Source organism: Streptomyces sp. NPDC020192 (genome assembly GCF_044388685.1).
GTDB lineage: Bacteria > Actinomycetota > Actinomycetes > Streptomycetales > Streptomycetaceae > Streptomyces.
In genome coordinates this window covers 419,627-444,503 of sequence record NZ_JBIRXG010000004.1, presented here as the reverse complement: position 1 = coordinate 444,503, position 24,877 = coordinate 419,627, and the positions used below count along the sequence as shown (strand labels likewise).

At 71.7% G+C, this 24,877-nt stretch carries 20 protein-coding genes and 2 pseudogenes; 7 read left to right on the top strand and 15 right to left on the bottom strand.

Going from position 1 to position 24,877, the window contains the following annotated elements; genetic code table 11:
* Window positions 1–44 precede the first annotated feature (44 nt).
* Window positions 45–1,553 (bottom strand): PLP-dependent aminotransferase family protein, encoded by a 1,509-nt coding sequence (locus tag ACH47Z_RS11655; RefSeq protein WP_399073002.1) that lies wholly within the window; start codon window positions 1,551–1,553, stop codon window positions 45–47.
* 102 nt (window positions 1,554–1,655) lie between these two features.
* Here ACH47Z_RS11655 and ACH47Z_RS11650 point away from each other — a divergent pair, with 102 nt between their 5' ends.
* The 4 genes from ACH47Z_RS11650 (at window position 1,656) to ACH47Z_RS11635 (ending at window position 5,165) form a co-directional block, all read left to right on the top strand.
* The gene (locus ACH47Z_RS11650) at window positions 1,656–2,324 is read left to right on the top strand and encodes a YitT family protein (RefSeq protein ID WP_399073001.1); all 669 of its coding nucleotides are present in this window, start codon (window positions 1,656–1,658) and stop codon (window positions 2,322–2,324) included.
* Window positions 2,321–3,097 carry a glycerophosphodiester phosphodiesterase gene (locus ACH47Z_RS11645; protein ID WP_399073000.1) on the top strand — a complete coding sequence of 259 codons (777 nt, stop codon included), beginning with the start codon at window positions 2,321–2,323 and terminating at the stop codon, window positions 3,095–3,097. The genes ACH47Z_RS11650 and ACH47Z_RS11645 overlap by 4 nt, the downstream gene beginning before the upstream one ends.
* A 54-nt stretch (window positions 3,098–3,151) precedes the next feature.
* Window positions 3,152–4,498, top strand: a complete 1,347-nt coding sequence (locus tag ACH47Z_RS11640; RefSeq protein ID WP_399072999.1) for an MFS transporter — start codon at window positions 3,152–3,154, stop codon at window positions 4,496–4,498.
* Between the two features lie 292 nt (window positions 4,499–4,790).
* Window positions 4,791–5,165 carry an RNA polymerase-binding protein RbpA gene (locus ACH47Z_RS11635; RefSeq protein WP_003977404.1) on the top strand — a complete coding sequence of 125 codons (375 nt, stop codon included), beginning with the start codon at window positions 4,791–4,793 and terminating at the stop codon, window positions 5,163–5,165.
* Window positions 5,166–5,246: 81 nt separating this feature from the next.
* Here ACH47Z_RS11635 and fxsA read toward each other — a convergent pair whose 3' ends face one another.
* The 4 genes from fxsA to ACH47Z_RS11615 all read right to left on the bottom strand — a co-directional run bounded on the left by fxsA (window position 5,247) and on the right by ACH47Z_RS11615 (window position 9,376).
* A complete protein-coding gene (gene fxsA / locus ACH47Z_RS11630; protein ID WP_399072998.1) occupies window positions 5,247–5,798 on the bottom strand; it encodes an FxsA family membrane protein in 552 nt (183 codons plus the stop codon).
* Between the two features lie 70 nt (window positions 5,799–5,868).
* Entirely contained in the window at window positions 5,869–6,669 is an 801-nt protein-coding gene (locus ACH47Z_RS11625; protein WP_399072996.1) for a polyprenol monophosphomannose synthase, read from the bottom strand.
* A gap of 580 nt (window positions 6,670–7,249) precedes the next feature.
* Window positions 7,250–8,866, bottom strand: a complete 1,617-nt coding sequence (locus ACH47Z_RS11620; RefSeq protein ID WP_399072995.1) for an amidohydrolase — start codon at window positions 8,864–8,866, stop codon at window positions 7,250–7,252.
* Window positions 8,867–8,935: 69 nt separating this feature from the next.
* Window positions 8,936–9,376: an Lrp/AsnC family transcriptional regulator gene (locus tag ACH47Z_RS11615; RefSeq protein ID WP_067046457.1), complete on the bottom strand. Its 441-nt coding sequence runs from the start codon at window positions 9,374–9,376 to the stop codon at window positions 8,936–8,938.
* Window positions 9,377–9,620: 244 nt separating this feature from the next.
* Here ACH47Z_RS11615 and ACH47Z_RS11610 point away from each other — a divergent pair, with 244 nt between their 5' ends.
* Window positions 9,621–10,055 carry a hypothetical protein gene (locus tag ACH47Z_RS11610; protein ID WP_399072994.1) on the top strand — a complete coding sequence of 145 codons (435 nt, stop codon included), beginning with the start codon at window positions 9,621–9,623 and terminating at the stop codon, window positions 10,053–10,055.
* Between the two features lie 6 nt (window positions 10,056–10,061).
* Here ACH47Z_RS11610 and ACH47Z_RS11605 read toward each other — a convergent pair.
* The 8 genes and pseudogenes from ACH47Z_RS11605 to ACH47Z_RS11570 all read right to left on the bottom strand — a co-directional run bounded on the left by ACH47Z_RS11605 (window position 10,062) and on the right by ACH47Z_RS11570 (window position 19,045).
* A pseudogene (locus tag ACH47Z_RS11605) lies at window positions 10,062–11,146 on the bottom strand (phosphotransferase family protein).
* A gap of 14 nt (window positions 11,147–11,160) precedes the next feature.
* Window positions 11,161–12,138, bottom strand: a pseudogene (locus tag ACH47Z_RS11600) (hypothetical protein).
* Between the two features lie 342 nt (window positions 12,139–12,480).
* On the bottom strand, window positions 12,481–13,653 hold the full coding sequence (locus ACH47Z_RS11595; protein WP_399072992.1) for an acyl-CoA dehydrogenase family protein: 1,173 nt from the start codon (window positions 13,651–13,653) through the stop codon (window positions 12,481–12,483).
* 306 nt (window positions 13,654–13,959) lie between these two features.
* On the bottom strand, window positions 13,960–14,613 hold the full coding sequence (locus tag ACH47Z_RS11590) for a TetR/AcrR family transcriptional regulator (RefSeq protein WP_399073043.1): 654 nt from the start codon (window positions 14,611–14,613) through the stop codon (window positions 13,960–13,962).
* A gap of 95 nt (window positions 14,614–14,708) precedes the next feature.
* Entirely contained in the window at window positions 14,709–14,855 is a 147-nt protein-coding gene (locus ACH47Z_RS11585) for an SCO1431 family membrane protein (protein WP_399072991.1), read from the bottom strand.
* 102 nt (window positions 14,856–14,957) lie between these two features.
* On the bottom strand, window positions 14,958–16,328 hold the full coding sequence (locus ACH47Z_RS11580; RefSeq protein ID WP_399072990.1) for a peptidase C39 family protein: 1,371 nt from the start codon (window positions 16,326–16,328) through the stop codon (window positions 14,958–14,960).
* A gap of 180 nt (window positions 16,329–16,508) precedes the next feature.
* Window positions 16,509–18,038: an amino acid permease gene (locus ACH47Z_RS11575; RefSeq protein WP_399073042.1), complete on the bottom strand. Its 1,530-nt coding sequence runs from the start codon at window positions 18,036–18,038 to the stop codon at window positions 16,509–16,511.
* Window positions 18,039–18,088: 50 nt separating this feature from the next.
* Complete coding sequence (locus ACH47Z_RS11570; protein WP_399072989.1) at window positions 18,089–19,045, bottom strand: hypothetical protein; 957 nt, start codon at window positions 19,043–19,045, stop codon at window positions 18,089–18,091.
* Window positions 19,046–19,259: 214 nt separating this feature from the next.
* Here ACH47Z_RS11570 and ACH47Z_RS11565 point away from each other — a divergent pair, with 214 nt between their 5' ends.
* A complete protein-coding gene (locus ACH47Z_RS11565; protein ID WP_399073041.1) occupies window positions 19,260–19,880 on the top strand; it encodes a uridine kinase in 621 nt (206 codons plus the stop codon).
* A gap of 429 nt (window positions 19,881–20,309) precedes the next feature.
* The gene (locus ACH47Z_RS11560) at window positions 20,310–22,172 is read left to right on the top strand and encodes an AAA family ATPase (protein ID WP_399072988.1); all 1,863 of its coding nucleotides are present in this window, start codon (window positions 20,310–20,312) and stop codon (window positions 22,170–22,172) included.
* A gap of 106 nt (window positions 22,173–22,278) precedes the next feature.
* Here the strand turns inward: ACH47Z_RS11560 and ACH47Z_RS11555 are convergent, their stop codons facing one another.
* Both ACH47Z_RS11555 and ACH47Z_RS11550 read right to left on the bottom strand, forming a co-directional pair.
* Window positions 22,279–23,364, bottom strand: coding sequence for a hemolysin family protein (locus tag ACH47Z_RS11555; RefSeq protein WP_399072987.1), 1,086 nt, complete (start codon window positions 23,362–23,364; stop codon window positions 22,279–22,281).
* On the bottom strand, window positions 23,361–24,686 hold the full coding sequence (locus tag ACH47Z_RS11550) for a hemolysin family protein (protein WP_399072986.1): 1,326 nt from the start codon (window positions 24,684–24,686) through the stop codon (window positions 23,361–23,363). The genes ACH47Z_RS11555 and ACH47Z_RS11550 overlap by 4 nt, the downstream gene beginning before the upstream one ends.
* Window positions 24,687–24,877 lie beyond the last annotated feature (191 nt).

Here is a 24,877-nt window from a genome sequence, read left to right as displayed (position 1 = left end):
TCGTACGACCGGACCACAGCGCCCCGAGCCCGTAGGCGCACGGCCTACGCCACGAACGTCCGCGGAGCCTCCCCCGCTCCCGTCACCCCCGACTCCACCAGCCGAGCCGCCGCGGCCAGCCGTACCGCCGCCTCCTCCGCCACCGCTCCCCCCACGGTGAACGGCAGCCGGACGTAGCCCTCGAAGGCGCCGTCGACGCCGAAGCGAGGTCCGGAGGGGACGCGGACGCCGGTGCGCTCGCCCGCTTCGGCGAGGCGGGAGCCGGAGAGGCCGCCCGCGCGGACCCACAGGGTCAGGCCGCCCTGCGGCACCTCGAACTCCCAGGTGGGCAGTTCGCGGCGCAGGGCGGCGACCAGGGCGTCCCGGTTCTCCCGGGCCTGCGCGCGGCGCAGTTCGACCGCCTGCTGCCAACCCCCCGTGCTGAACAGCCAGTTGACGGCGAGCTGCTCCAGCACCGGCGTCCCCAGGTCGGCGTACGCCCGCGCGGCGACCAGGCTGCGGATCACGTCCGGCGCCGCGCGCACCCACCCGATGCGCATGCCCGCCCAGAAGGCCTTGCTGGCCGAGCCGACCGTGATCACCGTGGAGCCGGCCGGGTCGAAACCGCACACCGGGCGCGGCATGCCCGACCGACCGATCTCCTCGTCCAGCCACAGCTCGGTCATCGTCTCGTCGGCGACGAGCACCGTGCCGGCCGAGCGGGCCGCGTCCACCAGCCGGCGCCGCTGGTCCTCGTCGGCCAGCGCGCCGGTGGGGTTGTGGAAGTCGGCGACGACGTAGGCCATGCGCGGCGCGGCCTCGCGCAGCACCTGGCGCCAGCGGTCCAGGTCCCAGCCGGTGAGACCCTCGGCCATGGCGACGGGGACCAGCCGGGCGCCGGCCTCGCGCATCAGCTGGAGGATGTTGGCGTAGGACGGGGATTCCACCGCGATGCGCTCGCCGCGGCCCGCGAAGAGGTGGCAGATCGCGTCTATGGCTCCCATCGCGCCCGTCGTCACCATGATCTGCTCGGGCATGGTGGGGATCCCGCGCGCGGAGTAGCGCTCGGCGATCATCGCGCGCAGGGCGGGCAGCCCGGCCGGGTAGTCGCCGTGCGTGTGGGCGTACGGCGGCAGTTCCTCCAGGGCGCCCTGCACGGCCCGGGTGAGCCAGGGCTCGGGGGCCGGGAGCGAGGCACAGCCGAGGTCGATGACCGAGCCGAGCGCCTCCGGGGGCAGGGGTTCGAGGCCGCGGGCCGGAATCGGGTTCCCGGCCGGTACGGCGGTCCAGCTGCCGGCGCCGCGCCGGGACTCCAGGAAGCCCTCGCTGCGCAGCGCCTCGTACGCGGCCGCGACGGTGGTACGGCTCACCGACAGGGCAAGGGCGAGTTCGCGTTCGGCGGGCAGGCGGGCGGCGACCGGCACGCGCCCTTCGAGCACCAGCAGCCGGACGCCGTCGGCCAGGGCACGGTAGGCCGGCGGTCGGCGGGTGCCGGGGCCGGCCGGGCGGTCCTGCTGTGAGTTGAGCAGCCGGGCGAGCTGCGCGGCACCCATCGCAGAGGTCCACTGCGCCATGAAGATCAGTCCACCTTCCCCGAATTGGCCATGGATGGCTCTTCGTCCCAAGCCACAGAGTGACATGCGTCAGGCCACTGCCACCACCCAGGGGGGTATTTCATGTCCACTGCGGCCCCTTCCGCTCCGGACCGTCTCGGACGACGGCTGCTCCAGCTGTACGTGGGGCTCACGCTCTACGGCACGAGCGCCGCGCTGCTCGTGCGGGCGGGCCTCGGCCTGGAGCCCTGGGGCGTGCTGCACCAGGGGCTCGCCAAGCTGACCGGGCTGTCCATCGGGGTGGTGTCGATCATCGTGGGCGCGGCGGTGCTGCTGCTGTGGATCCCGCTGCGCCAGCGCCCGGGGCTCGGCACGGTCTCCAACGTCTTCGCCGTCGGCCTCGCCATGGACGGCACGCTCGCGCTGGTCCCGGACGCGCACTCGCTCGCCGTGGGCGTCCCGCTGCTGCTCGCGGGCATCGCGCTGAACGGCGTGGCGACCGGCCTGTACATCTCCGCGCGCTTCGGCCCCGGCCCCCGCGACGGCCTGATGACGGGGCTGCACCGGCGCACCGGCCGCTCGATCCGGCTGATGCGGACGGTCATCGAGGTGGCGGTGGTGGTCGCCGGGTTCCTCCTGGGCGGCACCATCGGTGTCGGAACCGTGCTGTACGCGGTGTCCATCGGCCCGCTGGCCCAGCTCTTCCTGCGGGTGTTCGCCGTCCCGGCGGCATCGACCCGAAGCACGGTCGTTGCCGAAGCGACACCGGAAGGGGTGATACTGCGACCGTGACCCTCACAACACCCTCGCGGCGCCACCCGTACCTCGATCACCCGGGCCCCATAGCCTTCGCCCACCGGGGCGGGGCCGCCGACGGCATCGAGAACACCGTGGCGCAGTTCCGGCGCGCGGTGGAGATGGGCTACCGGTACATCGAGACCGATGTGCACGCCACGGCGGACGGCCGGCTCGTCGCCTTCCACGACTCGACCCTGGACCGGGTCACCGACGGCGCGGGCCGGATCGCGGAGCTGCCGTGGGAGGACGTACGGCACGCGCGCGTGGGCGGCCGCGAACCGGTGCCGCTGTTCGAGGAGCTGCTGGAGACCTTCCCCGAGGTCCGCTGGAACGTCGACGTCAAGGCCGAGCCCGCCCTGCGGCCCCTGCTGGACCTGATCGAGCGCACGGACGCCTATGACCGGGTCTGCGTCGGCTCCTTCTCCGAGGCGCGCGTGCTGCGCGCCCAGCGGCTGGCCGGGCCTCGCCTCGCGACCTCGTTCGGCACGCGCGGGGTGCTCAGCCTGCGGCTGCGCTCCTGGGGCCTGCCGGCCTCGGTGCGCCGCTCCGCCGTCGCCGCCCAGGTGCCCGAGGCCCAGTCGGGGGTCCCGGTGGTCGACCAGCGCTTCGTCCGCGCCGCCCACGCGCGCGGGCTGCAGGTGCACGTGTGGACGATCAACGAACCGCAGCGCATGCACCGTCTCCTGGACCTGGGTGTCGATGGCATCATGACCGATCACATCGACACGTTGCGCAAGGTCATGGAGGACCGCGGCGTCTGGGTCTGACCGACCCCGCGGCGGCCCGAGCCTTCGCAGGAGCACGGGGAAGCGAGGGCACGGGTGGAAACCGACACCGTGCGCACGGAGACGGCGGACGAGAGTGCCGCCCTCAGGCGCGAGCAGCGCGGCTGGTACGTCTACGACTGGGCCTGCTCGGTCTATTCGACCAGCGTTCTCACGGTCTTCCTGGGGCCCTACCTCACGGCGGTCGCCGACCGGGCCGCGGACGCCGACGGCTATGTCCATCCACTGGGCGTCCCGGTCCGCGCGGGCTCGTTCTTCGCCTACTCGGTCTCGCTCTCCGTCATCCTCGCCGTCGTGCTGATGCCGCTCGTGGGCAGCGCGGCCGACCGTACGGGCCGTAAGAAGCCGCTGCTCGCGGCGGCGGCGTACACCGGGGCGGCGGCGACCACGGGCATGTTCTTCCTCGACGGTGACCGGTACCTGCTCGGCGGGGTGCTCCTCGTCGTGGCCAACGCGGCGCAGTCCGTCGGGATGATGCTCTACAACTCCTACCTGCCGCAGATCGCCCCGCCCGAGGAGCGCGACGCGATCTCCTCGAGGGGCTGGGCCTTCGGCTACGCGGCGGGCTCCACCGTCCTCGTCGCCGACCTGGTGCTGTACTCGGCGCACGACTCCTTCGGCCTGACCGAGACGGCGGCGGTCCGCATCTGTCTGGCCGCGGCGGGCCTGTGGTGGGGGGCGTTCACGCTCGTACCGCTGCGCAGGCTGCGCGACCGGCACGCACGCGTGGAGCGCGCCACCGCACCCGGGCTGCGGCAGCTCAGGACGACGGTCAGGGACATGCGCCGGCATCCGCTGACACTGGCGTTCCTGCTGGCGTACCTGATCTACAACGACGGCATCCAGACGGTGATCTCCCAGGCGTCGGTCTACGGCTCCCAGGAACTCGGACTCGGGCAGTCGACGCTCATCGCGGCCGTGCTGCTGGTGCAGGTGCTGGCCGTGGCCGGGGCCCTGGCGATGGGGCGGCTGGCGCGGACGTACGGCGCGCAGCGGACGATCCTGGGCTCGCTGGTGGCCTGGACACTCACCCTGGCGGCCGGCTACTTCCTGCCCGCGAAGGCGCCGGTGTGGTTCTTCGTGCTGGCCTCCGGGATCGGCCTGGTCCTCGGCGGCAGCCAGGCGTTGTCCCGGTCGCTGTTCTCCCACCTCGTGCCGCCCGGCAAGGAGGCCGAGTACTTCTCGGCGTACGAGATGAGCGACCGCGGGATGAGCTGGCTCGGGCCGCTGCTGTTCGGCGTGACCTACCAGCTCACCGGAAGCTACCGCTCCGCGATCATCTCGCTGGTGGCCTTCTTCATCATCGGCTTCGCCCTGCTCGCCCGGGTCCCGGTGCGGCGGGCGGTCGCGGAGGCCGGCAACCCGGTCCCCGAGAAGATCTAGTCCCGGAGATCCGGTATCGATTTAGCGTTCAAGGGGAAAGGGCGGTAGTGTACGCGTTTGGCCTGCCAGGCGTACCGTTACTGCGCGTCAAAGAAGCCAAAACGCTGGGTGACATCTGCTAGCAGATGTGACAAACCGGGCGCCGGTGGGTACAACAAGGGGCGGCTACGACGGCGACGCATGACCCGGAACGGGACTCGGAACGGGAATCTTTACCGCCGACCGGACGTTGACCGGATGACGACGACAGCGACACCTGTCCTGTGGGCGACAAGCCCGGGAGGCACGATTCATGAGTGAGCGAGCTCTTCGCGGTACGCGCCTCGTGGTGACCAGCTACGAGACGGACCGCGGTATCGACCTGGCCCCGCGCCAGGCCGTGGAGTACGCATGTGAGAAGGGGCACCGTTTCGAGATGCCCTTCTCGGTCGAGGCGGAGATCCCGCCGGAGTGGGAGTGCAAGGTCTGCGGTGCCCAGGCACTCCTCGTTGACGGCGACGGCCCTGAAGAGAAGAAGGCCAAGCCCGCGCGTACCCACTGGGACATGCTGATGGAGCGGCGCACCCGTGAGGAGCTCGAAGAGGTCCTCGAGGAGCGCCTGGCGGTTCTGCGCTCGGGGGCGATGAACATCGCGGTTCACCCCCGGGACAGCCGTAAGTCCGCATAGCGCTGCAGACGAGTACACCGCGGGCGCCGTACGTGAGGTTTCACGTACGGCGCCCGCGGTTTTCGTATGCGCACCAGGCACTCAGCGCGTCAGCGGCGGGTACTGCTCCCCCGGCTCCGGCCGGTCCTCGCGGATGACCTCGCCCTGTACGACCTTGCCGTCGGGGCGGCGGATGCGGACCTGCTGGAAGGCGTCGCCCAGGCTGCCCGGGGCCGCCGTGCGCAGCCGCTTGTCCAGGGCGTTCTCCGCGAAGCGGCTCACGGCCTTCTGGACCGGCGGCAGGAGCAGCAGCAGGCCCGCCGCGTCGGAGACCAGGCCGGGGATCATCAGCAGCAGGCCACCGAGCATCATCAGGCCGTTGCCGCCGCCCCGCGCCGGGGAACCGCCCTGCTGCAAGGCCTCGTTGAGGCTCTGGAACGCACGGCGGCCGGCCCGCTTGATGACCACGGAGCCGGCCGCGAAACCCGCGACGAGCAGTAGGAACACGGTGAGACCGCCGGCCGCGCCCGCGACCAGGGCCAGGAGCCAGATCTCCAGCACCAGCCACGCGGCCACTCCCAGCGGCAGATACCTGCGCAGCCGGGGGCGCCGGGGCTGGGTGGTGTACGGAGAGGTGGGAGCGCCAGTCGTCATGCTCCCAGTGTGCCTGGCAGCCCCTCAGTGCGGGATAAGGGGCCGATCGGCCTCGACCGTGCGCCGAGCGCTAGGCCCGCTTGGCCTTGCCCTTGCCCTTGAGCTTCGCGACACGGTCGCTGGCGCCCCAGGCGGTGACCCGCCACAGGGCCTCGACGAGGATGTCCTTGCTCATCTTGGAGTCGCCGAGCTCACGCTCCACGAACGTGATCGGGACCTCGACCACGTTGAAGCCCGCCTTGACCGCGCGGCGGGCCAGGTCGACCTGGAAGCAGTAGCCCTGCGAGGCGACCTCGTCCAGGCCCAGGCCCTCGAGCGTCTCGCTGCGGAAGGCGCGGTAGCCGCCGGTGATGTCGCGCAGCGGCAGGTCGAGCGCGAAGCGGGAGTAGAAGCTGCCGCCGCGGGAGATGAACTCGCGGGACTTGGGCCAGTTCACCACCCGGCCGCCGGGCACCCAGCGGGAGCCGAGCACCAGGTCGGCGGTCTTGAGGGCGGTGAGCAGGCGGGGCAGCTCCTCGGGCTGGTGGGAGCCGTCGGCGTCCATCTCGACCAGCACGCCGTAGTCGCGCTCCAGACCCCAGCGGAAGCCCGCGAGGTACGCGGCGCCGAGGCCTTCCTTGCCCTTGCGGTGCATCACCTGGACGTTGGCGTCTTCGGCGGCCAGCTCGTCGGCGAGCTTGCCCGTCCCGTCGGGGCTGTTGTCGTCCGCGATGAGCACGTGCGCCTCGGGGACGGCCTTGCGCACCCGGCCGACGATGGTCTTGATGTTCTCCGCCTCGTTGTAGGTCGGAATGATCACCAAGGCCGTGCCGAGCGGACCGTACTGCCTGCCCTGGGCCTTGGCCTCGAGGGTCCCGTCGCCGTCGTTCACTGCTGCCCCTTCTGATCGTACGCAGGGGTCCACCTTAGTGGGCGCGGTGGAGCGGGTCGTACCCGCATCGGTCTTAGAGGGGTGTCCATTCCACAAGAGTGGGGTAAGAACGCGTTTTACGGCACCTTCGTCGCGCGCATCCAGTGCCTTTCCGCCGCCGCGGACGGGGTCCGACGCCCTGCGGATGGGGGCCCGGCGCCCTTCGGGCCGACCTGGGACCCGCTGGCTGCGGATCGACCGAAAGCCGTTGTCTACTGAGCGCCCGGGCCCCATCCGGGTCACACCCTGCCGACTGGCCGGAACGTTCCGTCGTCGGCGCGGGCGCTGAGCCTGGCTCCCAGTGACGGTGCCCCGGTGCGGCACACCGTCCCTGACCCAGCGGCGCTGCGACGAGTCGCGTGAACGCTCCCCGGTCGGGCGTCCGGTGGTGGACTCGGACGAACCTACCGGCCCTCGGGCGCCGACTGTCAACAGCCCTCTGACCTGCTGCGACGGTGCCGATGCCGAGGCCGGCGGGGAGGATGCGCAGGTCGGGCGGCGCGGCGGCGGCGACCGTCCGGCGCCGCGCCGCCCCCGTAGATCACTCGCCCGGCCGTACGAACACCGTCCGTCCGCCCACCACCGTGCGCAGGCAGACCGGCAGGTCACGGCCCGGGGTGAGGTCGGGCAGGCCAGGGGTGCCGGAGCGCGGGTCGGTCGACCAGCGGGCCACCCGGTCGTCGGGGGCCTGGACGATCAGCTCGTCGGTGCGCCAGACGGCGTAGTCGGCGGGGGCGCCGGGCACCAGGATCCCCGCGTCGTCCCGGCCCACGGCCCGCCAGCCGCCCCGCGTGTGTGCCGTGAACGCGGCGCGCACGGAGACCCGGTGCTCGGGCGCGTGGTGGAACGCGGCGGCGCGCACGGTGCCCCACGGGTCGAGCGGGGTGACCGGGCTGTCGGAGCCGAAGGCGAGCGGCACGCCGGCCCGCAGCAGGGCCGCGAAGGGGTTCAGGGTGCGGGCCCGCTCGGCGCCCAGCCGCCGGGCGTACATGCCGTCCTCGCCGCCCCACAGCCCGTCGAAGGCGGGCTGCACAGAGGCGATCAGCCCCAGTTCGGCGAAGCCGGCGACGGTCTCCGGGGTGAGCATCTCGGCGTGTTCGACGCGGTGGCGGGCGGCGCGGATCCGGGCGAGGCCGAGCTTCTCGGCGGCGGCCCGCACACCCTCCACGACGGCGGTCACGGCGGCGTCGCCGATGGCGTGGAAGCCCGCCTGGAGGCCCGCTTCGGTGCAGGCGACGACATGGGCGGCGACGGCCTCGGCGTCCAGGTAGGCGGTGCCGGTGTGGGCGGCGTCGGCGTACGGCTCGTGCAGACAGGCGGTGTGCGAGCCGAGGGCGCCGTCGGCGAAGAGGTCGCCGGCCGCCCCCACGGCGCCCAGTTCCCGCGCCTTCGCCACGCCTTCATCGGCCCGCTCGGCCCAGTAGCCGACGACCCGCGGGCCCGGCACCTCGGCGGCGAGCGCCAGCAGGCCGGTGAAGTCGTCCTCGGAGGAGATCTGCGGGCCACCGCACTCGTGCACCGATCCGATGCCGAGGGAGGCCGCGTGGGCCAGGGCGGTGCGCTGGGCCTCGGCGCGCTGGGCCGGGTTGATCGCGGCGAGCGCGGCCTGGCGTACGGCGTGGTGGTCGTCCTTGGTGAGCGGGGCGTCCGTGCGCGGGATGTCACCGGGGACCAGATCGAGCAGCGCGGTGGTGACGACCGCCGAGTGGACGTCGATCCGGGAGAGGTACAGCGGGCGGCCGCCGGTGGCCTCGTCGAGTTCGGCGCGGGTCGGCGGACGGCCGCCGGGCCAGCGGGCGGCGTCCCAGCCGTGGCCCAGCAGGACGCGGTCGTCCGGGCGGCCGGCGGCGAACTCGCGGACCAGGGCGAGCGCCGCGTCCAGCGAGGGAGCCGTGGAGAGGTCGAGGCCGGTCAGGGCGAGGCCGGTGGCGGTGGTGTGCACATGGGCGTCGGTGAAGGCCGGGGTGACAAGAGCGCCGTCGAGGTCGATCACCTCGTCCACGCCGTCGGCGAAGGCGTCGGCCGCGCCCTCGGAGCCGACCCAGGCGACGTGGCCGGCCTCCACAACCATCGCCGTCGCGAAGGGGTCAGCGGGGCTGTGCACCTCGCCGCGGCGCAGGAGAGTGGTCTTGGGGGGCTCGGCGATGCGCTCTGTCATAGCCGACAGTTTCTCCTGTCACCGCCGTGCAGCCGCACCTGGGGCGTGCCGAAAACGGTGCCCGCCGGTTCAGATCTTCGGCGGTCTCGCCTCGTAAGGCGTCGACAGCACCACCGTCGTCCGTGTCGACACCCCCGCCAGGCTGCGCAGCCTGGCCAGGAGTTCCTCCAGTTCATGGGGGGTGGCCACGCGGACCTTGAGGATGTAGTTCTCGTCGCCGGCGACGCTGTGGCAGGCCTCGATCTCGGGGACGCCGGCGAGGCGGTCCGCGATGTCGTCGGGGGCGCTGGGGTCGAACGGTTTCACCGAGATGAAGGCGGTGAGCGGCAGCCCGACGGCCTCGGGGTCGACCACCGCGGCATAGCCGCGGATGACGCCACGCTGCTCCAGCCGCCGCACCCGCTGGTGCACGGCCGACGTGGACAGGCCCGTGGCCTTGCCCAGGTCTGTGTAGCTCATCCGCCCGTCCTTGACGAGCAGCTGCACGATCTGTCGGTCCAGCTCCTCCATGGCGCCAAAACCTACAGTGCGCCTGATCGCCTGGGATAGCCGAGAGCGCAGGTCATAGCCGGTTCGATACAAAAAACGGCGCGAAGCGCCCACAGTGCGCACCTGCACGCGGCATGTGACGAACGCCACACGCCTCGAACGGGCTCCGTGATGTTCTCGTGATTACCGCCGAGACCGGACGGGAAGTGCTTGCTGTGGTCGAGGCCGCAGTGCCTTCACGGCCCAGCCTTAGGGGGAGAATCCCATGCAGAGTGTCCATCGCCCTGGTCGTGTCACGTCCAAGCGGCACCAGCCGGTCGTCGAGCCCGAGCCGGAGGGCGTCGAATCCGACGCCTTCGACGAGGAAGCGGATGCCTACGACACGTTCGAGATGTTCCGGGTGATCTGCCCGGACTGCGCGCAGCCGATCGCGCTGCTGGCGGACGAGGAGATCCTGCCGGAGCACGCGCAGTGCGCCTCGCCGTGGAACCCGTTCGGGCTCACGGTCTGTGCCGGTACGGGCCGTGCGGCGGCCGAGGCCCGCCCCGCCGACGAGTCCTTCGCACCGCAGGAGCAGGACACCGCCCTGCTGCTGACGCTCCCCCAGGGTCTGAACTGGCGGACGCAGCCCTTCTCGCACGTCGGCGGCCCGGGCTCGCGCCCGATGCGCGTGACGGCGATGCGCCGCCAGGCCGCCTGAGCCGCCTCACCGCATCCCGTACGTGCCCTGCACCATGGCGCGCAGACTGTCGTGGTGCAGGATCAGTGCGTCCGGGTCCGCCGGGACGGCGACCTCGCCGAAGTACGCCTGACGGTAGGCGATGCGCAGCATGACGATCGCGTGCCGCAGGGCGGCGTAGAGGACGTAGAAGTCCATGTCCCGCGGGGTGTGCCCGGTCAGGCCGCCGTAGCGGGCCTCGACCCGGTCGCGGCACAGGAGTCCGGGCAGCCCGCGCTGGCCCGAGGCGACCGTGAGGTCGTGGAAGAAGCGGTGCAGATAGACCGTCCAGCCGAGGTCGACCTCGCGCGGGGCGAGCGCCGCCATCTCCCGGTCCAGGACGGCGACGGGGTCGAACCCGTCGTAGACCACGTTCCCGATGCGCGCGTCGCCCCAGGTGAGGACGGGTTCGCCGGGACCCCTCGGCCACAGCCGCTCCAGCCGGTCGAAGGCTGCCTCGATGAGTGGTGAGCGGGCGAGTCCGTCCACCACCCGGTCGTAGTACGCCCGTTGGGCGGTGACGTGTCGGCGCAGGGCGTCCCCGTCGCCGGGCAGGGACAGGAAATCCGCTTCGCCGACGGGGACTTGGTCGTGCAGCCGGGCCAGCAGTGCGATCGTGGCCGCTTCCAGATGCCCGCGCTGCGCCTCGCTCGCCGCGTGCAGCCAACTGCCCTCGTACGTGTACGGCATGACGTCCGGGGCACGCGGCCCGCGACCCGTTCCATGACGAAGAACGGCGCCCCGAGCGGCCCGGGGTCCTCCTCCAGTCACAGCATCCGGGGTACGGGCACGTCGGTGCGCTCGGCCACGAGTCGCATGGTGCGGTACTGGCGCGTCATGTCGCACTCGGGGAAGACCGTGTATGCCGACGGGTCGGCCGCCAGCCTCAACGCGCGGGAAGCCAAAGGCGGTTCGGGATGCTCGATGTCGAACAGCAGGGTCTCGCTGGACATGCCGTTGGAGGCGGGGACGGTGACGCCGGTGGCCTTGGCGCCGGGCAGCCGGGTGCCGAGCCAGGCCGTGAGGCGGTGGGCCAGTTCCTCGGGGTCGCGGGTGCTGGTGCGGGGGCGCATACCGGGCTCCTCCCTCAGGGTGCGACCGAGCCGAAGCCGGTGAAGCCGCTCGGATCGTGCCTGCCGAACGAGCCGTGCTCGAAGATGCCGTGACCGGTCCGTCCGTCGAGCCGGAAGCGGGCGGAGTGGTCGGTGACGCCGAAGGCCGCGCGGGGATGCGGTGCGGACATGTCGTAGGTACGACGGTCCACCCAGGCCCGGCCCTGCCAGGTGCCGTGCTGCCAGTCGGTGGGGGCACCTCCCGCTCGAGCGAAGCCGAGAGTGGGGGAAGGCGGGTAGCCGGCGCCGACCGCGAGCGGCGAGGAGACCAGGATCTCCGCCTCCATCTCGAGCGGCCCCGTGCGTCACCCCGGTGGATGAGGGCGCGCTGGGGGATGGGGGTGCCCCCGCGCGAGCTCGATTCGAACGTGGGGGAGGGTGCCGGAGCGGTAGGTGATCTCGGCCCGGGGCCAACCCAGTTGGCGGTCGCGGTGGCCGGCGCGGACCAGGGTGGCGTCGTTCAGGGTGCGGTAGCCGTCGGCGTCCTCCTGGGTGATGACCATGAGGAAGCGGTCCTCGAAGCGGACCGGGCACCAGATCCAGTGGAAGCCCTCGGTGGGGTGGCCCTCGGCGAGCGGCCCGCCGTCCTCGCCCGGGATCGGCCGCACGCCCCAGCTGCGGTCCCGGGTGCCGGTCCACTCCTGCGGGGTGACCCGGAACTCCTCTCCCCCGGCCCGGATCACACCCTCGGCCGTGCCCGCCTGGACGAAGCGGCGGCCGTCCTGGACGGCGTGCAGGGTGTCGCCGGTGCGGAGGGTGGCGTAGGCGTCGATCACGCCGAGGTTGGGGTAGACGCCGAGGCCGAGGATGAGCAGGGCGCGGCCGGCGTGGTCGAAGACGTGGACGATGCAGCGGTCGTAGGCGTTGCGGTCGCCGGTGGCCACGTGCTTCATGGACAGCGGCACCTGGTGCACGGGGTACTCGTCGAGTGGTACGGGACGGTCGTCGGCCACGGACATCCCCTGGTGGACGGTCCGCTGACGGCACGTCAGACAGTTGGAGGAGACCAGAGGGGAGACGGGACGCGCGTGAACTGACGCCCGATTCCACGCGGCGGTGACCTGTCCGGCCGGCACCGCGTTGCCCGGGTGTGACTCCCCTGTACTCGGCGACCGGGCGTCAGCGCCGCATCTTCGTTCCGCGCCCCGCAGAATCGGTTCCGCCGCCCGTGGCGCCGGATCCGCCCATCTACCGTGACCTCATGCGGGCCTGGGCCGACCGGGGCCGCACCCTGCCGGGCCGCCACGACCCGGAGTGGGTCAGGCTGGCGGCCCCGACAGTCCTCAGGGGGCAGTTCAGCGAGCCTCGGGTCCCGCCACATGACGGGCGATGACCATCCGCTGGATCTGGTTGGTGCCCTCGACGATCTGCAGGACCTTGGCCTCGCGCATATAGCGCTCGGCCGGAAAGTCGGCGGTGTAGCCGTAGCCGCCGAGTATCTGCACGGCGTCCGTGGTGACCTTCATGGCCGTGTCGGTGCAGTGCAGCTTGGCCATGGCGGCCTGCTTGGCGAAGGGCTTGCCCGCGTCGCGCAGCCGGGCCGCCGCGAGGTACAGCGCGCGGCCGGCCTCGATCTGGGTGGCCATGTCGGCGATCATGAAACGCAGGCCCTGGAAGTCGGCGATGGGCCGGCCGAACTGCCGGCGCTCGGTGGCGTAGCGGACCGCCTCGTCCAGGGCGGCCTGGGCGAGGCCGATCGCGCAGGCGGCGATGCCGAGCCGGCCGGAGTCGAGGGCGGACAGGGCGATGAAGAAGCCCTGGCCCTCCTCGCCGATCCGCCGGTCGTCGCCCACGCGGACGCCGTCGAGGTGGACCTGCGCGGTGGGCGAGCCCTTCATGCCCATCTTCTTCTCGGGCACGGCCCCGCTCAGGCCGGGGGTGTCGCCGGGGACCAGGAAGGCGGTGATCCCGCGCGGGCCCTCCTCGCCGGTGCGGGCCATCACGGTGTAGAAGTCGGCGATGCCGCCGTGCGTGATCCAGGCCTTGGTGCCGTTGATCACCCATTGGTCGCCGTCCCTGACGGCCTTCGTACGCAGCGAGGCCGCGTCGGAACCCGATGACGGCTCGGAGAGGCAGTAGGCGCCGAGCAGGCCGCCGCCGAGCATCGCGGGCAGGTGCTCGACCTGCTGCTGCTTGGTGCCGTAGGTGGCGAGCGCGTAGGAGGCGAGCGTGTGCACGCTGACGCCGAGGCCCACGGTGAGCCGGGCCATGGCCAGCTCCTCCAGGACCTGGAGGTAGACCTCGTAGGGCTGGTCGCCGCCGCCGTACTCGGAGTCGTAGGGCAGGCCGAGCAGGCCGGACTCGGAGAGCAGGGTGAAGACCCCGCGCGGGAAGCGTCCCGCGTCCTCCTCCTCGGCAGCCTTCGGCGCGATCTCACGCTGGGCGATCTCACGGACGAGCGCGAGCAGATCCCTCGCCTCTTCCGTGGGCAGTTGACGCTCCACCGGCTGCGGGTCGCGGTCGGACATGGCGTCGGTCTCCTCCCTGTCGGGCACGGGCGGGGGCCCGTGGGGTGGGGGCGGCTCCGCCTGGTCGTTCCGGATGCCGCAGGCGCCGCTCCCGGGTCTCGGAAGCTGCTGACCAGCGGCTGTGCGCAGTGAGTATGCCCGATCGGCGACCTCCCGTCACCAGTTAACGACCGCTTACTTCAAGAATCCAGCCGGAAGTCGTCGATGCTCTAGTCTTGTTACGTGCATGACAATATTGGGCTCATGCAAACCCCTGGGAGCGGAGGCCACCAGCCTCCACTCCCTCGCGTGTCAGCCGGCCGTGCGTCAGGCGTCGCGGCGAGCGGGCTGCGGGGCCGGGTAGACGGGGTCCAGTTCCTCGACGGCGCGCAGGGCTCCGCCAAGCGTCTTCACCAGGAGTTCGCGCATGGTGTCGCGGGACAGTTCGGGGTGGTCGATCCAGTCCAGGGTCGCACCCTCGACGCTGCACACCCAGGACAGCAGGCTCATCCGGGCCAGCGGGGAGATGTCCCGGCGGCCGTAGGCGCCCTCGGCGATGGTGGTGACGATCGCCTCGCGCACGCCGTCCCGGATGGCGTGCACCTCGGTGTCGAAGCCGACGCCGCCGCTGACGATGGCCCGGTAGGCCGCCTGGTGCTGCTCGGCGTAGCGCAGATAGCTGTCGACGGTGCGGTGGACGCGGTCGACGGCGTCCAGTTCGAGGCCGCTCGCGGCGAAGGTGACCAGGTCGGCGACGGAGTCCTCAATGATCGCCAGGTAGTAGCCGCGCTTGGACTGGAAGTAGTAGTAGATCAGCCCCTTGGCGACATGTGCCTGGCGGGCGATGTCGTCCATGGACAGCGTGTCGTAGGACGTGTCGGCGAACAACTTCCGCCCGATGGCGATGAGTTCGGCTCGACGCGCGACCGAGCGCTCGGTGCCGCGCATCCGGGGACGGACGGCGGCACGCTGGTGCGGCATAGTCAATTTCGGCTCTGTTCCAAGCGGTCGGCGGGACCTCCGCAGTATGTCAGAACATGCCGTACGCGTGAGCGGATCCGGTTCGGAGCAGACGGTCAGAGCAGTCCGAGCTGGGTCACGAGCATCGCGAGCACCGCGACGAGGACCCAGCCCATGAGGTGTTCGACGATCTTCGGGCCGTCTTCCCGGGGCCCTCCGGTGCGGGCACGGGCGCGGGTGGCGGTGGCCGGGTGTGCGGTCATGTGGTTACTCGCTGCAGGTCGGACGTACGGAGTGGGTTCTCCCCCTGTTTGTCCACCTTGCCACCCGCGACGGCGTGTGCGGCGATGAGCTTCCTCACACGGTCAGCACACGCCCACCGCCGCGAGCGCCCTGAGCTGGTGCGGGGTGGGGTGGGCCGGGAAGTAGAGGTAGCAGACTCCCCCGGTGCCGGAGACGACCTTGCCGGAGGCGTTGTACCGCTTGGTCCTGAGCCAGATGTTCTCGAACTCCCGCCTCGGATAGACCCGTCGTACGGCGTCGTCGCTCGGCGAGGCCGGGTCGTTGGCGATGACGTCGCCGTCCGCCGTGAAGCCGATGACGGTCATCAGATGGCCCGAGGTGCCGTAGCCCGCGCCGGTCAGCTCGGTCTTCAGGAACGACTGGGACGTTATGGCCGGGATGCCGGCCGCGATCAGCGTCTCCAGGTCCGTGAGCGAGGCGAGCCGGGTGACGACGCCCTGGATGCCGTCGAACGTGGCCGCGTAGGCGGCGTTGAACGGCCAGTTGCCGCAGCCCTCGTACTGGTAGTCGTAGGTGAAGCGGGCCGCGTTGTCGACCTGCGGGTCGGCGTAGGAGGGATCGACCCAGGACAGCTGCCCGGGGGTGAGCCGGCCGCCCCAGTACTCGATGATCATCTGCGAGGAGGTGGGGCTGCACCAGGCCTCGCCGCCGTTGTCGTACTGCGGGTACTGGCCCTTGTGGATCTCCTGCGAGTAGCGCGGGACGATCAGCTCCCGGACGAGGCCGGGCGTGGAGGCGGGGACCGTGAAGCGGTCGGGGATGTCGGAGCCCATGGCGCCGAGCCGCCAGACGGTGGGGGTCAGATGGGTGCCGGGCCTGCGGTAGAGGGTGAGGCGCAGCCGGTACGACGTCAGGCGCAGGCCGGTGCTCGCGTCGTCGATGGCGAAGGTGTCGGTCGAGATGCCACTCCTGCCGTCCCCCTGACCGTCCACCGAGGTCCGCTTGATGTCCTGGTCACCGGCGGCCCAGCGGCCCATCACGTACCAGGGGGTGACGGTGCCGTCGGAGTACGTGCCCTGGAGTTCGACCTGGAGCCAGGTGCCGGCGGGGGTGTGGGCGTTCCAGGAGGCGACGACCTCGGTCGCGGGGGTGGTGAGCCGGTGGTCCGGGGCGGTCCAGACGGCGTACTCCCAGGTGGCGGTCGTGCCGGTGTGCGGGTCGGTGTAGTCGGTACGGCCGGCGGGGGTGCCGATCACGACGCCGGGGCGGGGGCCGGAGACGACCCGGACCCCCTCGGCGGCGCCGAGGCGCCAGGCGCGGTACGTGGTCCAGGCGTGGTAGTCGATCGGGCGGACCTGCGCGGGGTCGTCGTCGGCGGTGCGCTGCGCGGCTTCGGCGGCTGGGGTCGCGGCGCCTGCCACGGCCGCCGTGACGGCTGCTGCTGCGGCCGCGGTGAGGACGGTTCTACGGGACGGCTGCTGGGCTCTGCTCATGGGCGCGGTTACCCCCAGGTGTCCGGGTCGGAGCTGTCCGGTGCGTGGTTCGCGCCCACTATGGAACAGGCGGAAGGGGCCTGCCAGCACTTCGGCTCATGCCGCGCGAGGTTCATTGGTCTGGGCCTCTGGTGAAGCACCGGCATCCCCGCGCTCCTTCGGAGCGCGGGGATGCGCGGGTCAGACGAGATCCATCGCCGCGACCTCGTCGGGGCGGCCGTAGCTGACCGGGCCCTGGAAGCGGCGGCGGGCCGTGGCGAACCACCACGCCGTCGCGATCAGCAGGACGCCGGCCAGGGCGATCGGCGCGTAGTTGAAGGAGTCGGCGGTGATCGGCGAGACCTGCGGGAGCATGAACAGGACGCTGCTCAGGAGGATCCAGATCACGGCGAGCCAGCCGACCGGACGGCCCCAGCGGCCCAGGTGCCACGGGCCGGGCTCGAACGCGTCGCCGAGCCGCAGCCGCAGGAAGATCGGCACGGCGTAGGCGAGGAAGAGACCGACGACGTTGACGCTGACGATCGCGGTGAACGCTGTGTGGGACCACCAGCCGGGCACGACGAGGGCCAGCGAGCAGGCCACCGCGAGCCACACGGCCTTCACGGGCGTACGGGTGCGCGTCGAGACCGTGTGCCACCAGCGCGAGCCGGGCATCGCGCCGTCCCGGGAGAAGGCGAAGATCTGCCGGGTGTTGCTGGTGAGGTTGGCGAGCCCGCAGAAGAGCATCGCGCCGATGACGATGAGGAGCATGACCTTGGCGGTGCCGAGGCCGAGCGCGTCGATGAGGATCTGGACGGGGGGCGCGCCCGAAGAGGCCTCCTTGGCGTAGTCGCCGATGCTGTAGACCAGTGCCAGCATCAGGATCAGACCGGTGACCGCCGAATAGCCGATGGACCGGGTGATCCCCTTGGGCGCGTTGACCGTCGCGCGGACCGTTTCCTCGGACATGTGGAAGCTGCCGTCGAACCCGGTGAAGGTCCAGCTGGTGACCAGCAGACCGAGCATGCCGCCGTAAAGCCCGTTCGTGAAGCCGGTGTTGTTCTCGAAATGCGTCACGAACGAGGCCGACTGGTGGTGATCGGGGATCACTATGAGTGCGCTCACGATCACGACGAGTCCGATCAGCAGCCACCATACGGAAATACGGTTCAGTACGGCGACGAGCTGGACGGTGTAGGTGTTCGCGAGGCCCTGCACGACGATGATCAGCGCCGTGATCAGTACCGTCTGGTGGGTGGTCGGCTGGTAGGAGGGCCACTGGAGGCTCACGAAGGCCTGGACGAAGGTGGCGGCCGCGTAGCCGGTGGCGGCGGTGCCGCCGATCTGGCCGACGAAGTTCAGCCAGCCCGTGAACCAGGACCAGGCACCCTTGTGCCGTTTGGCGAGTTTACCGGCGGAGAAATACAGAGCCCCGCTCGTCGGATAGGCGGAGGCGACTTCCGCCATGGCCGCGCCGATGAGCAGCACCATGACCGACACGCCGATCCAGCCGAACACGAGAACGCGGGGTCCGCCCGCACCCATGCCGAATCCGAAGGAGGAGAAAATACCCGAGAGGACATTGATGATGGTGAAGGAGATCGCGAAATTGTCGAAGGCCTGGAAACGCCGGGTGAGTTTCCGTGGATAGCCCATCGCGTGCAGGGTCGCGTCGTCGTCGAGCACGACCGGGTCTTCTCCCGCGCGGGCCTTCGCCCGTGCGGCCGACATCCGTTCCAAGACGGTTCGCCTTTCTCTCGGTGGGGACAGAGCACGTGCGGTCAGGCGGCTCCCGGGACCGGCAGCCCGCAGGCGCGCCGGGCCCGGGAGAGCTGTTCGGCGGGGTCGCCGAAGGCGCTCCAGGGCATGCGCGAGGCGTACGGACCCATCGCCGTGAACACCGCCCGGGCCTCGAACTCGCGCTGGCCCATGACCAGCGCGTGTGCGAGGTAGGCCAGGTCGAGCACCGGGGTGAAGCGGTAACCGGCCACCGCGGGCGTCCAGTTCTGGTAGATCGCGAGCGCGGTGGAGCGCCACTGCGGCTGTTCCCAGACACGGTCGGCGAGCAGTTGGGTCGGGTTGTAGCTCTCCACCAGGGCGACCAGGGGCAGCAGCCGCAGGGCGGAGTCGGCGGGCGCCCGCTGACTGAGGAAGGCGGCCACGTCCCAGGCCGCGTTGACGGAACCGCCGTACCGCGTGAAGAAGCAGGACAGGAAGCGGTGGTGGGCCTCGCGGTGCCACGGGTCCAGGGAGAGGACGTGCGCGAACAGCCGCCACGGGCCGGGCGGGGCGGTCAGCAGGCCCTGCGGGGCGGGGTCACGCAACCGGTGCAGCCGGGCCATGGCGAGCTTGGCGACCCAGGGGGTGGGGTCCTCGGGGGCCAGGGCGGCGGCGCGGTCGCAGGCGGTCAGGGCGATCCGCTCCAGCGCCTCGGCGCGGTCGTCGCGCGCGTCGGCGGCCCGCAGCGCACGCTGCACCGCGACCCGGGCCCACATCAGCGCCGACTCGGGGGTCGGCTCCTCGGCGAGCCAGCGCTCGACCAGATCGGTGCCGGCGGCCTCGGAGGCGAGGACCAGCGAGCGATGGGCACGCAGCCCGAAGTCGGAGCGCGTCTCGGCGAGCGCCTCGTACGCGTATCGATAACGTCCGGCCCGCACATCGACGCAAACGCTTGCCAGCACACGGTCGTCGGCCGCCGGATGCCACACATAGTGCCCTTCGAATAACTCCGCGGCCATGTCCCCAGTCCCCGTACGACGCATCGGCGGTTGCGCTGGAGGCACCCTACTCAGCAACGGACACATCCGGAACGCCGAATTCGACATATCGGTCAGGCGATTCACGAATGTTTATACGGACCATTGACTGGCCACCAGCCGATGATTCAAAACGCGACCACTACTACACTGTTTCCGGAAAACCGCCCACATCCACCCACCCCCGGGAACCATCATCCGCGACCTCGCCACCCGGCTGCGCCGGCTTCCTCCCTCCGTCGGGCCGGTCCGGCTGATCGGCGTCGACGGGCACGCCGGCTCCGGAAAGTCCACGTTCACCGGGCACTTGAGCGCGGCCCTCGGCGGGGCGCCGGTGCTGCGTCTCGACGACATCGCGAGCCACGAGCAGCTCTTCGAGTGGACCGACCGGCTCCTGGCCCAGGTGATCCACCCGTTCACCCGCGGCGAGTGCGCGCACTACGCCCCCTACGACTGGCGGGCCCGGACCTTCGGCGCACCGCTCCCGCTGCCGGCCGCGCCCGTGGTCCTGCTGGAGGGTGTCGGCGCCGGCCGCCGCGCGCTGCGGCCGCATCTGGCCCGGCTGCTGTGGATGGAGCTGCCGAGGGAGGAGTCCTGGACGCGCGGCCGACTGCGGGACGGGGCGGAGCAGCGGGAGTTCTGGGAGGGCTGGGTCGAGGCGGAGCGCGCGCACTTCGCCGCCGACCCCTCACGCCCCCATGCCGATCTCCTGGTGTCGCAGACGCCGAAGGGGTACGAGGTGCTGCCGGGGCCCGGGGCAACGACCGGGTCGGACCAGAGCGTGACCCAGAGTGATGGGTCATCCGCATTGTGGTGAAGTCGTGAAGGACCCGGGGAGTGAACTTCCCGAAGTGCCTCAACTCCGCTTGACCCGGGGCCCGTACAGGTCTTACGTTCTCAATGTGCGGTCCTTCGGAACCGCCCCTCGACGCGAAGCCCCCGGTTGTTCCCCCGTGACCGGGGGCTTCGTTCTGCCCAAAGACACCTTTTCGGGCGCCCCACGCACCGGTCCGCTCACCCTCGGTCACGAATGCGCGTGCGCCCCGTCTGCTCCCACCTCGTCAAACGGCAGGCACGGCACCCTTCGGAACGCGGTCGTACCGCGGGTACGATGCCCTCGGTGCGACCTACGGGCGGCTGCCTCGCGCACCTGCAACTCCGGTCCGCGGCACGGCGGTTCGACCGCGGCGGCCCCGGGCGTCCGCCCGGTGGTGGAACCACGGGGGCACGGTCTGTGGGGGGACGGATGGACTTCGGCACGCAGGGCTCCGACGCCCCGGCCGACCTCGCCTGGCTGCGGGGGGTGGACGCCTACACGATGGGTGCCTATCCGCAGGCGGAGGAGGAGTTCCGCACCGCGGTGCGGATGGATCCGGGGATGGCGGACGGCTGGCTCGGGCTGCACGCGCTCCGGGTCGACACGACGACCGCGCTGCTCAGGATGTTCCGGCACCGCGACCGCTTCGGCGAGCAGCGCGCCCGGCACCGCAGGACCCTCAACTCCTGGTACTGGCTGGGCTGGTGGGTGCAGCCGGTGCTGGAGAGCCCGCGCGATCTGCTGCTGGCGCACGCCTCGCACTGGCTGGACGGCCGGCACGTACCGGAGCTGGACCGGGCACTCGCCGGACTGCCGCCGGTCGACACCGACCCCCAGGTCCGCTTCCTGCACGCCTGCCGCGCCTATCTGGTCAAGGACTGGGAGCAGCTGGTCCGGCACACCGACCCCCTGCTGGACGATCCCCTGCTCGGCATCGAGGCGGGCCTGTTCGGCGGCATGGCCCGGGTCCGGCTGGAGATGTACGGCCAGGCCGAGCCGCTGCTGTCGGCGGCGCTGATGCGGTGCCGCAGCGAGCAGCCGCAGCGCAAGGAGCTGCGCTACTGGCTGGCACGGGCGCACGAGGGCACGGGCCGCTCGGCGGCGGCGCTCCCCCTGTACCGGGCCGTGCACCGCGTCGACCCGGCCTTCATGGACACCTCGGCGCGGCTCGCGGCGATCGCCGAGGGCGACGGCTACGACGACACCGCCGACCTCGCCGCCATCACCCTGACCGGTGCCGGCCAGGACAGCGTGGACGGGCCCGACGGCTTCGATCCGCTCTTCGGCACCGAGGGCCGGGATCTGCGGCTGCCCGAGCCGGATCTGCCGACCGGGCCCCTGCCGTCGGTAAGCGATCCGGCGGTGCGGGTGAGGACCGGTGCCGCCTCCTCGCCCATCCCGGCGGGGCCGACCGATCCCGCCCTGCTGGAGGAGGCGCTCGCCGAGCTGGAGCGCATGGTGGGGCTGGAGCCGGTCAAACGCCAGGTGAAAGCGCTGTCCGCGCAGTTGAACATGGCGCGGCTGCGGGCCGGGCAGGGGCTGCCGGTGCAGCCGCCGAAGCGGCACTTCGTCTTCTCGGGGCCGTCGGGGACGGGGAAGACCACGGTGGCCCGGATCCTCGGCCGCGTCTTCTACGCGCTCGGCCTGCTCGGCGGGGACCATCTGGTCGAGGCCCAGCGGGCGGACCTGGTCGGCGAGTACCTCGGGCAGACGGCCGTGAAGGCCAACGAGCTGATCGACTCCGCGATCGGCGGCGTGCTGTTCGTGGACGAGGCGTACTCGCTGTCCAACTCCGGATACGGCAAGGGCGACGCGTACGGCGACGAGGCCCTGCAGGTGCTGCTGAAGCGGGCCGAGGACAACCGGGACCACCTGGTGGTGATCCTGGCCGGCTATCCCGAGGGCATGGACCGGCTCCTCGCGGCGAACCCCGGGCTGTCCTCCCGCTTCACGACCCGTGTCGACTTCCCCTCCTACCGGCCACAGGAACTCACCGAGATCGGCAAGGTGCTGGCGGCGGAGAACGGGGACATGTGGGACGAGGAGGCACTGGAGGAGCTGCGGTCGATCGCCGGGCACGTGGTCGAGCAGGGGTGGATCGACGAGCTGGGCAACGGCCGCTTCCTGCGGACCCTGTACGAGAAGAGCTGCGCCTACCGGGATCTGCGGCTGTCCGGGTATCTGGGCTCGCTGTCCCGGGAGGACCTGGCGACGCTGCGGCTGCCGGATCTGATGCAGGCGTACGGGGAGGTGCTGTCGGGGCGGGGGCCGCATGATCCGCCGGGTATGTGAAGCGCCCGAAGGGGCGGGGCCGTGTCGATACACGGCTCCGCCCCGTGGGCGCGGCAATCCGGCCACCGGGCCGCAGTCACACGGATCCCCGCCCCCACCCGGGCTGCTAGGCGAGCGCTCCCTCCGGCTCCCCACTCACCCTCGGCTCGGTCAACTTCACGTCCGGCATCTCCCGGTGTGCCGGATCCCGTACCTCGCCGACCAGCATCTCCAGTACGTCCTCCAGGGCCACCAGGCCCAGCACCTTGCCGGAGGCGTCGGCGACCTGGGCCAGGTGCGTGGCCGCTCGGCGCATGACCGTCAGGGCGTCGTCGAGCAGCAGCTCGGCCCGCAGGGTCGCCATCGGGCGCCACACGTGTTGCGGGACGGCCCGGTCGGACTCCTCCAGGTCCAGCACGTCCTTGACGTGGACGTACCCCATGAAGGGGCCCTTGGCCGTCGCCGAGACCGGGAAGCGGGAGTAGCCCGTGCGGGCCGTCAGTTCGACGATCTCGCCCGGGGTGACGGAGGGGGTCACCGTCACCAGGGACTCGCGGCGCAGCAGGACGTCCGTCACCGGGCGGGAGCCCAGTTCCAGGGCGTCCTCCAGGCGTTCGCGTTCCTCGGGGTCGAGGAGGCCCGCCTGGCCGGAGTCCTCCAGGAGGCGGTTGAGCTGTTCGCTCGTCACCACCGCCTCGACCTCGTCCTTGGGGTCGACCCGGAAGAGGCGGAGGATGGCCTGGGCGCAGGCACCCAGGGCCACCGTGATCGGCTTGCAGAGGCGGGCGAAGGCCACCAGGCCGGGGCTCAGCCAGAGCGCCGCCTTCTCGGGGGCCGCCATCGCGAGGTTCTTCGGCACCATCTCGCCGATGACCAGGTGGAAGAAGACCACCCCGGCGAGCGCGATCACATAGCCCAGCGGGTGGATCACGCCGTCCGGGAGGTGGATCGCCTCGAACACCGGTTCCAGCAGATGCGCCACCGTCGGCTCGGCGACCGCGCCGAGCGTCAGGGAGCAGACCGTGATGCCGAACTGGGCCGCGGCCATCATCTGGGGCAGGCGCTCCAGGCCGTAGAGCACCTGGCGCGCCCGCGCCGTCCCCAGCGGTTCGATCTGGCTGCGGCGGACGGAGACGAGCGCGAACTCGGCGCCGACGAAGAAGCCGTTGGCGAGCACGAGCAGCGCGGCGAAGACCAGTTGGAGGACGCTCATCGGGCGGCCTCCATCACCGGGGCCGTCCTGACCAGGCGGACCCGTTCGGCGCGGTAGTGGCGGACCTGGCGGACCGAGAGCCGCCAGCCGGGCAGTTCGGCGCGGTCGCCGGGGGCCGGGATACGGCCGAGCAGGTCGGCGACCAGGCCCGCGACCGTCTCGTACGGACCCTCGGGCACGTCCAGGCCTATGCGCTGGAGGATGTCGACACGGACGCTGCCGTCGACGTCCCAGGCGGGCTTGCCGTCCTGCGGCGGGGCGGCCGCGAGTTCCGGGGCGTCCTGGCGGTCGTGCTCGTCGCGGACCTCGCCGACGAGTTCCTCGACGATGTCCTCCAGGGTGACGACGCCGGCCGTGCCGCCGTACTCGTCGACGACGACCGCGATGGGCTGCTCGGAGCGGAGCCGGGCGAGCAGGGGCTGGACCGGCAGGGTCTCGGGGACCAGCAGCGCCTTGCGGGCGATGCGGCTGACCGGGGTGCGCAGCCGGTCGTGCACGGGGACGGCCAGGGCGTCCTTGAGGTGGGCCATGCCGACGATCTCGTCGATCTTCTCCCGGTAGACGGGGAAGCGGGACAGGCCCGTGGCCCGGGTGAGGTTGACGACGTCCTCGGCGGTGGCCGAGTCCTGCAGGGCGCTGACCTTCACGCGCGGGGTCATGACGTGCTGTGCGGTCAGCTCGCCCAGGGACAGGGTGCGCACGAACAGGTCGGCGGTGTCCTGCTCCAGGGCGCCGGCCTGCGCGGAGTGCCGGGCCAGGGAGACGAGTTCGCCCGGGGTGCGGGCGGAGGCCAGCTCCTCGGCCGGCTCGACGCCGAGGGCCCGTACGAGCCGGTTGGCGACGGTGTTGAGCGCGGCGATCACCGGGCGGAAGAGGCGGGAGAAGTGGGCTTGCGGGCCCGCGACGAAGCGCGCGACCTGGAGCGGCTTGGACACGGCCCAGTTCTTGGGCACCAGTTCACCGATCACCATCTGGATCGCGGAGGCCAGCAGCATGCCGGCGACCACGGCGACGCCGGAGACCGCGCCGCCGGGGATGCCGACGGCGGCGAACGGGCCGTGCAGCAGCTCGGCCAGGGCCGGTTCGGCGAGCATGCCGACGACCAGCGAGGTGATGGTGATGCCGAGCTGGGTGCCGGAGAGCTGGAAGGACAGCTCCTTGACCGACTCCACGACCGTACGGGCGCGTCGGTCGCCGTCGGCGGCGGCCTTCTCGGCCTCCGGGCGCTCGACCGTGACGAGGCCGAACTCGGCCGCCACGAAGAAACCGTTGGCCAGGATGAGCAGGAGGGCCGCTGCGAGGAGCAGCAGAGAGGTGGTCACGATGCCGCCGCCTTCCCGGTATGTCGGGCAGGGGCGGCGCAGGTACTACAGGACGATCCGTCCATCGCTGGAGGGAGTCACTCCTCGGGTAGCAGGAACCCCTGGACACCGGGCGGCGCACAGGGGTGGAGGCGTGGCGAAAATGCCTCCGCCACCAGATTAATCAAGACAGGGGCCGCTCGGGCAGGGTC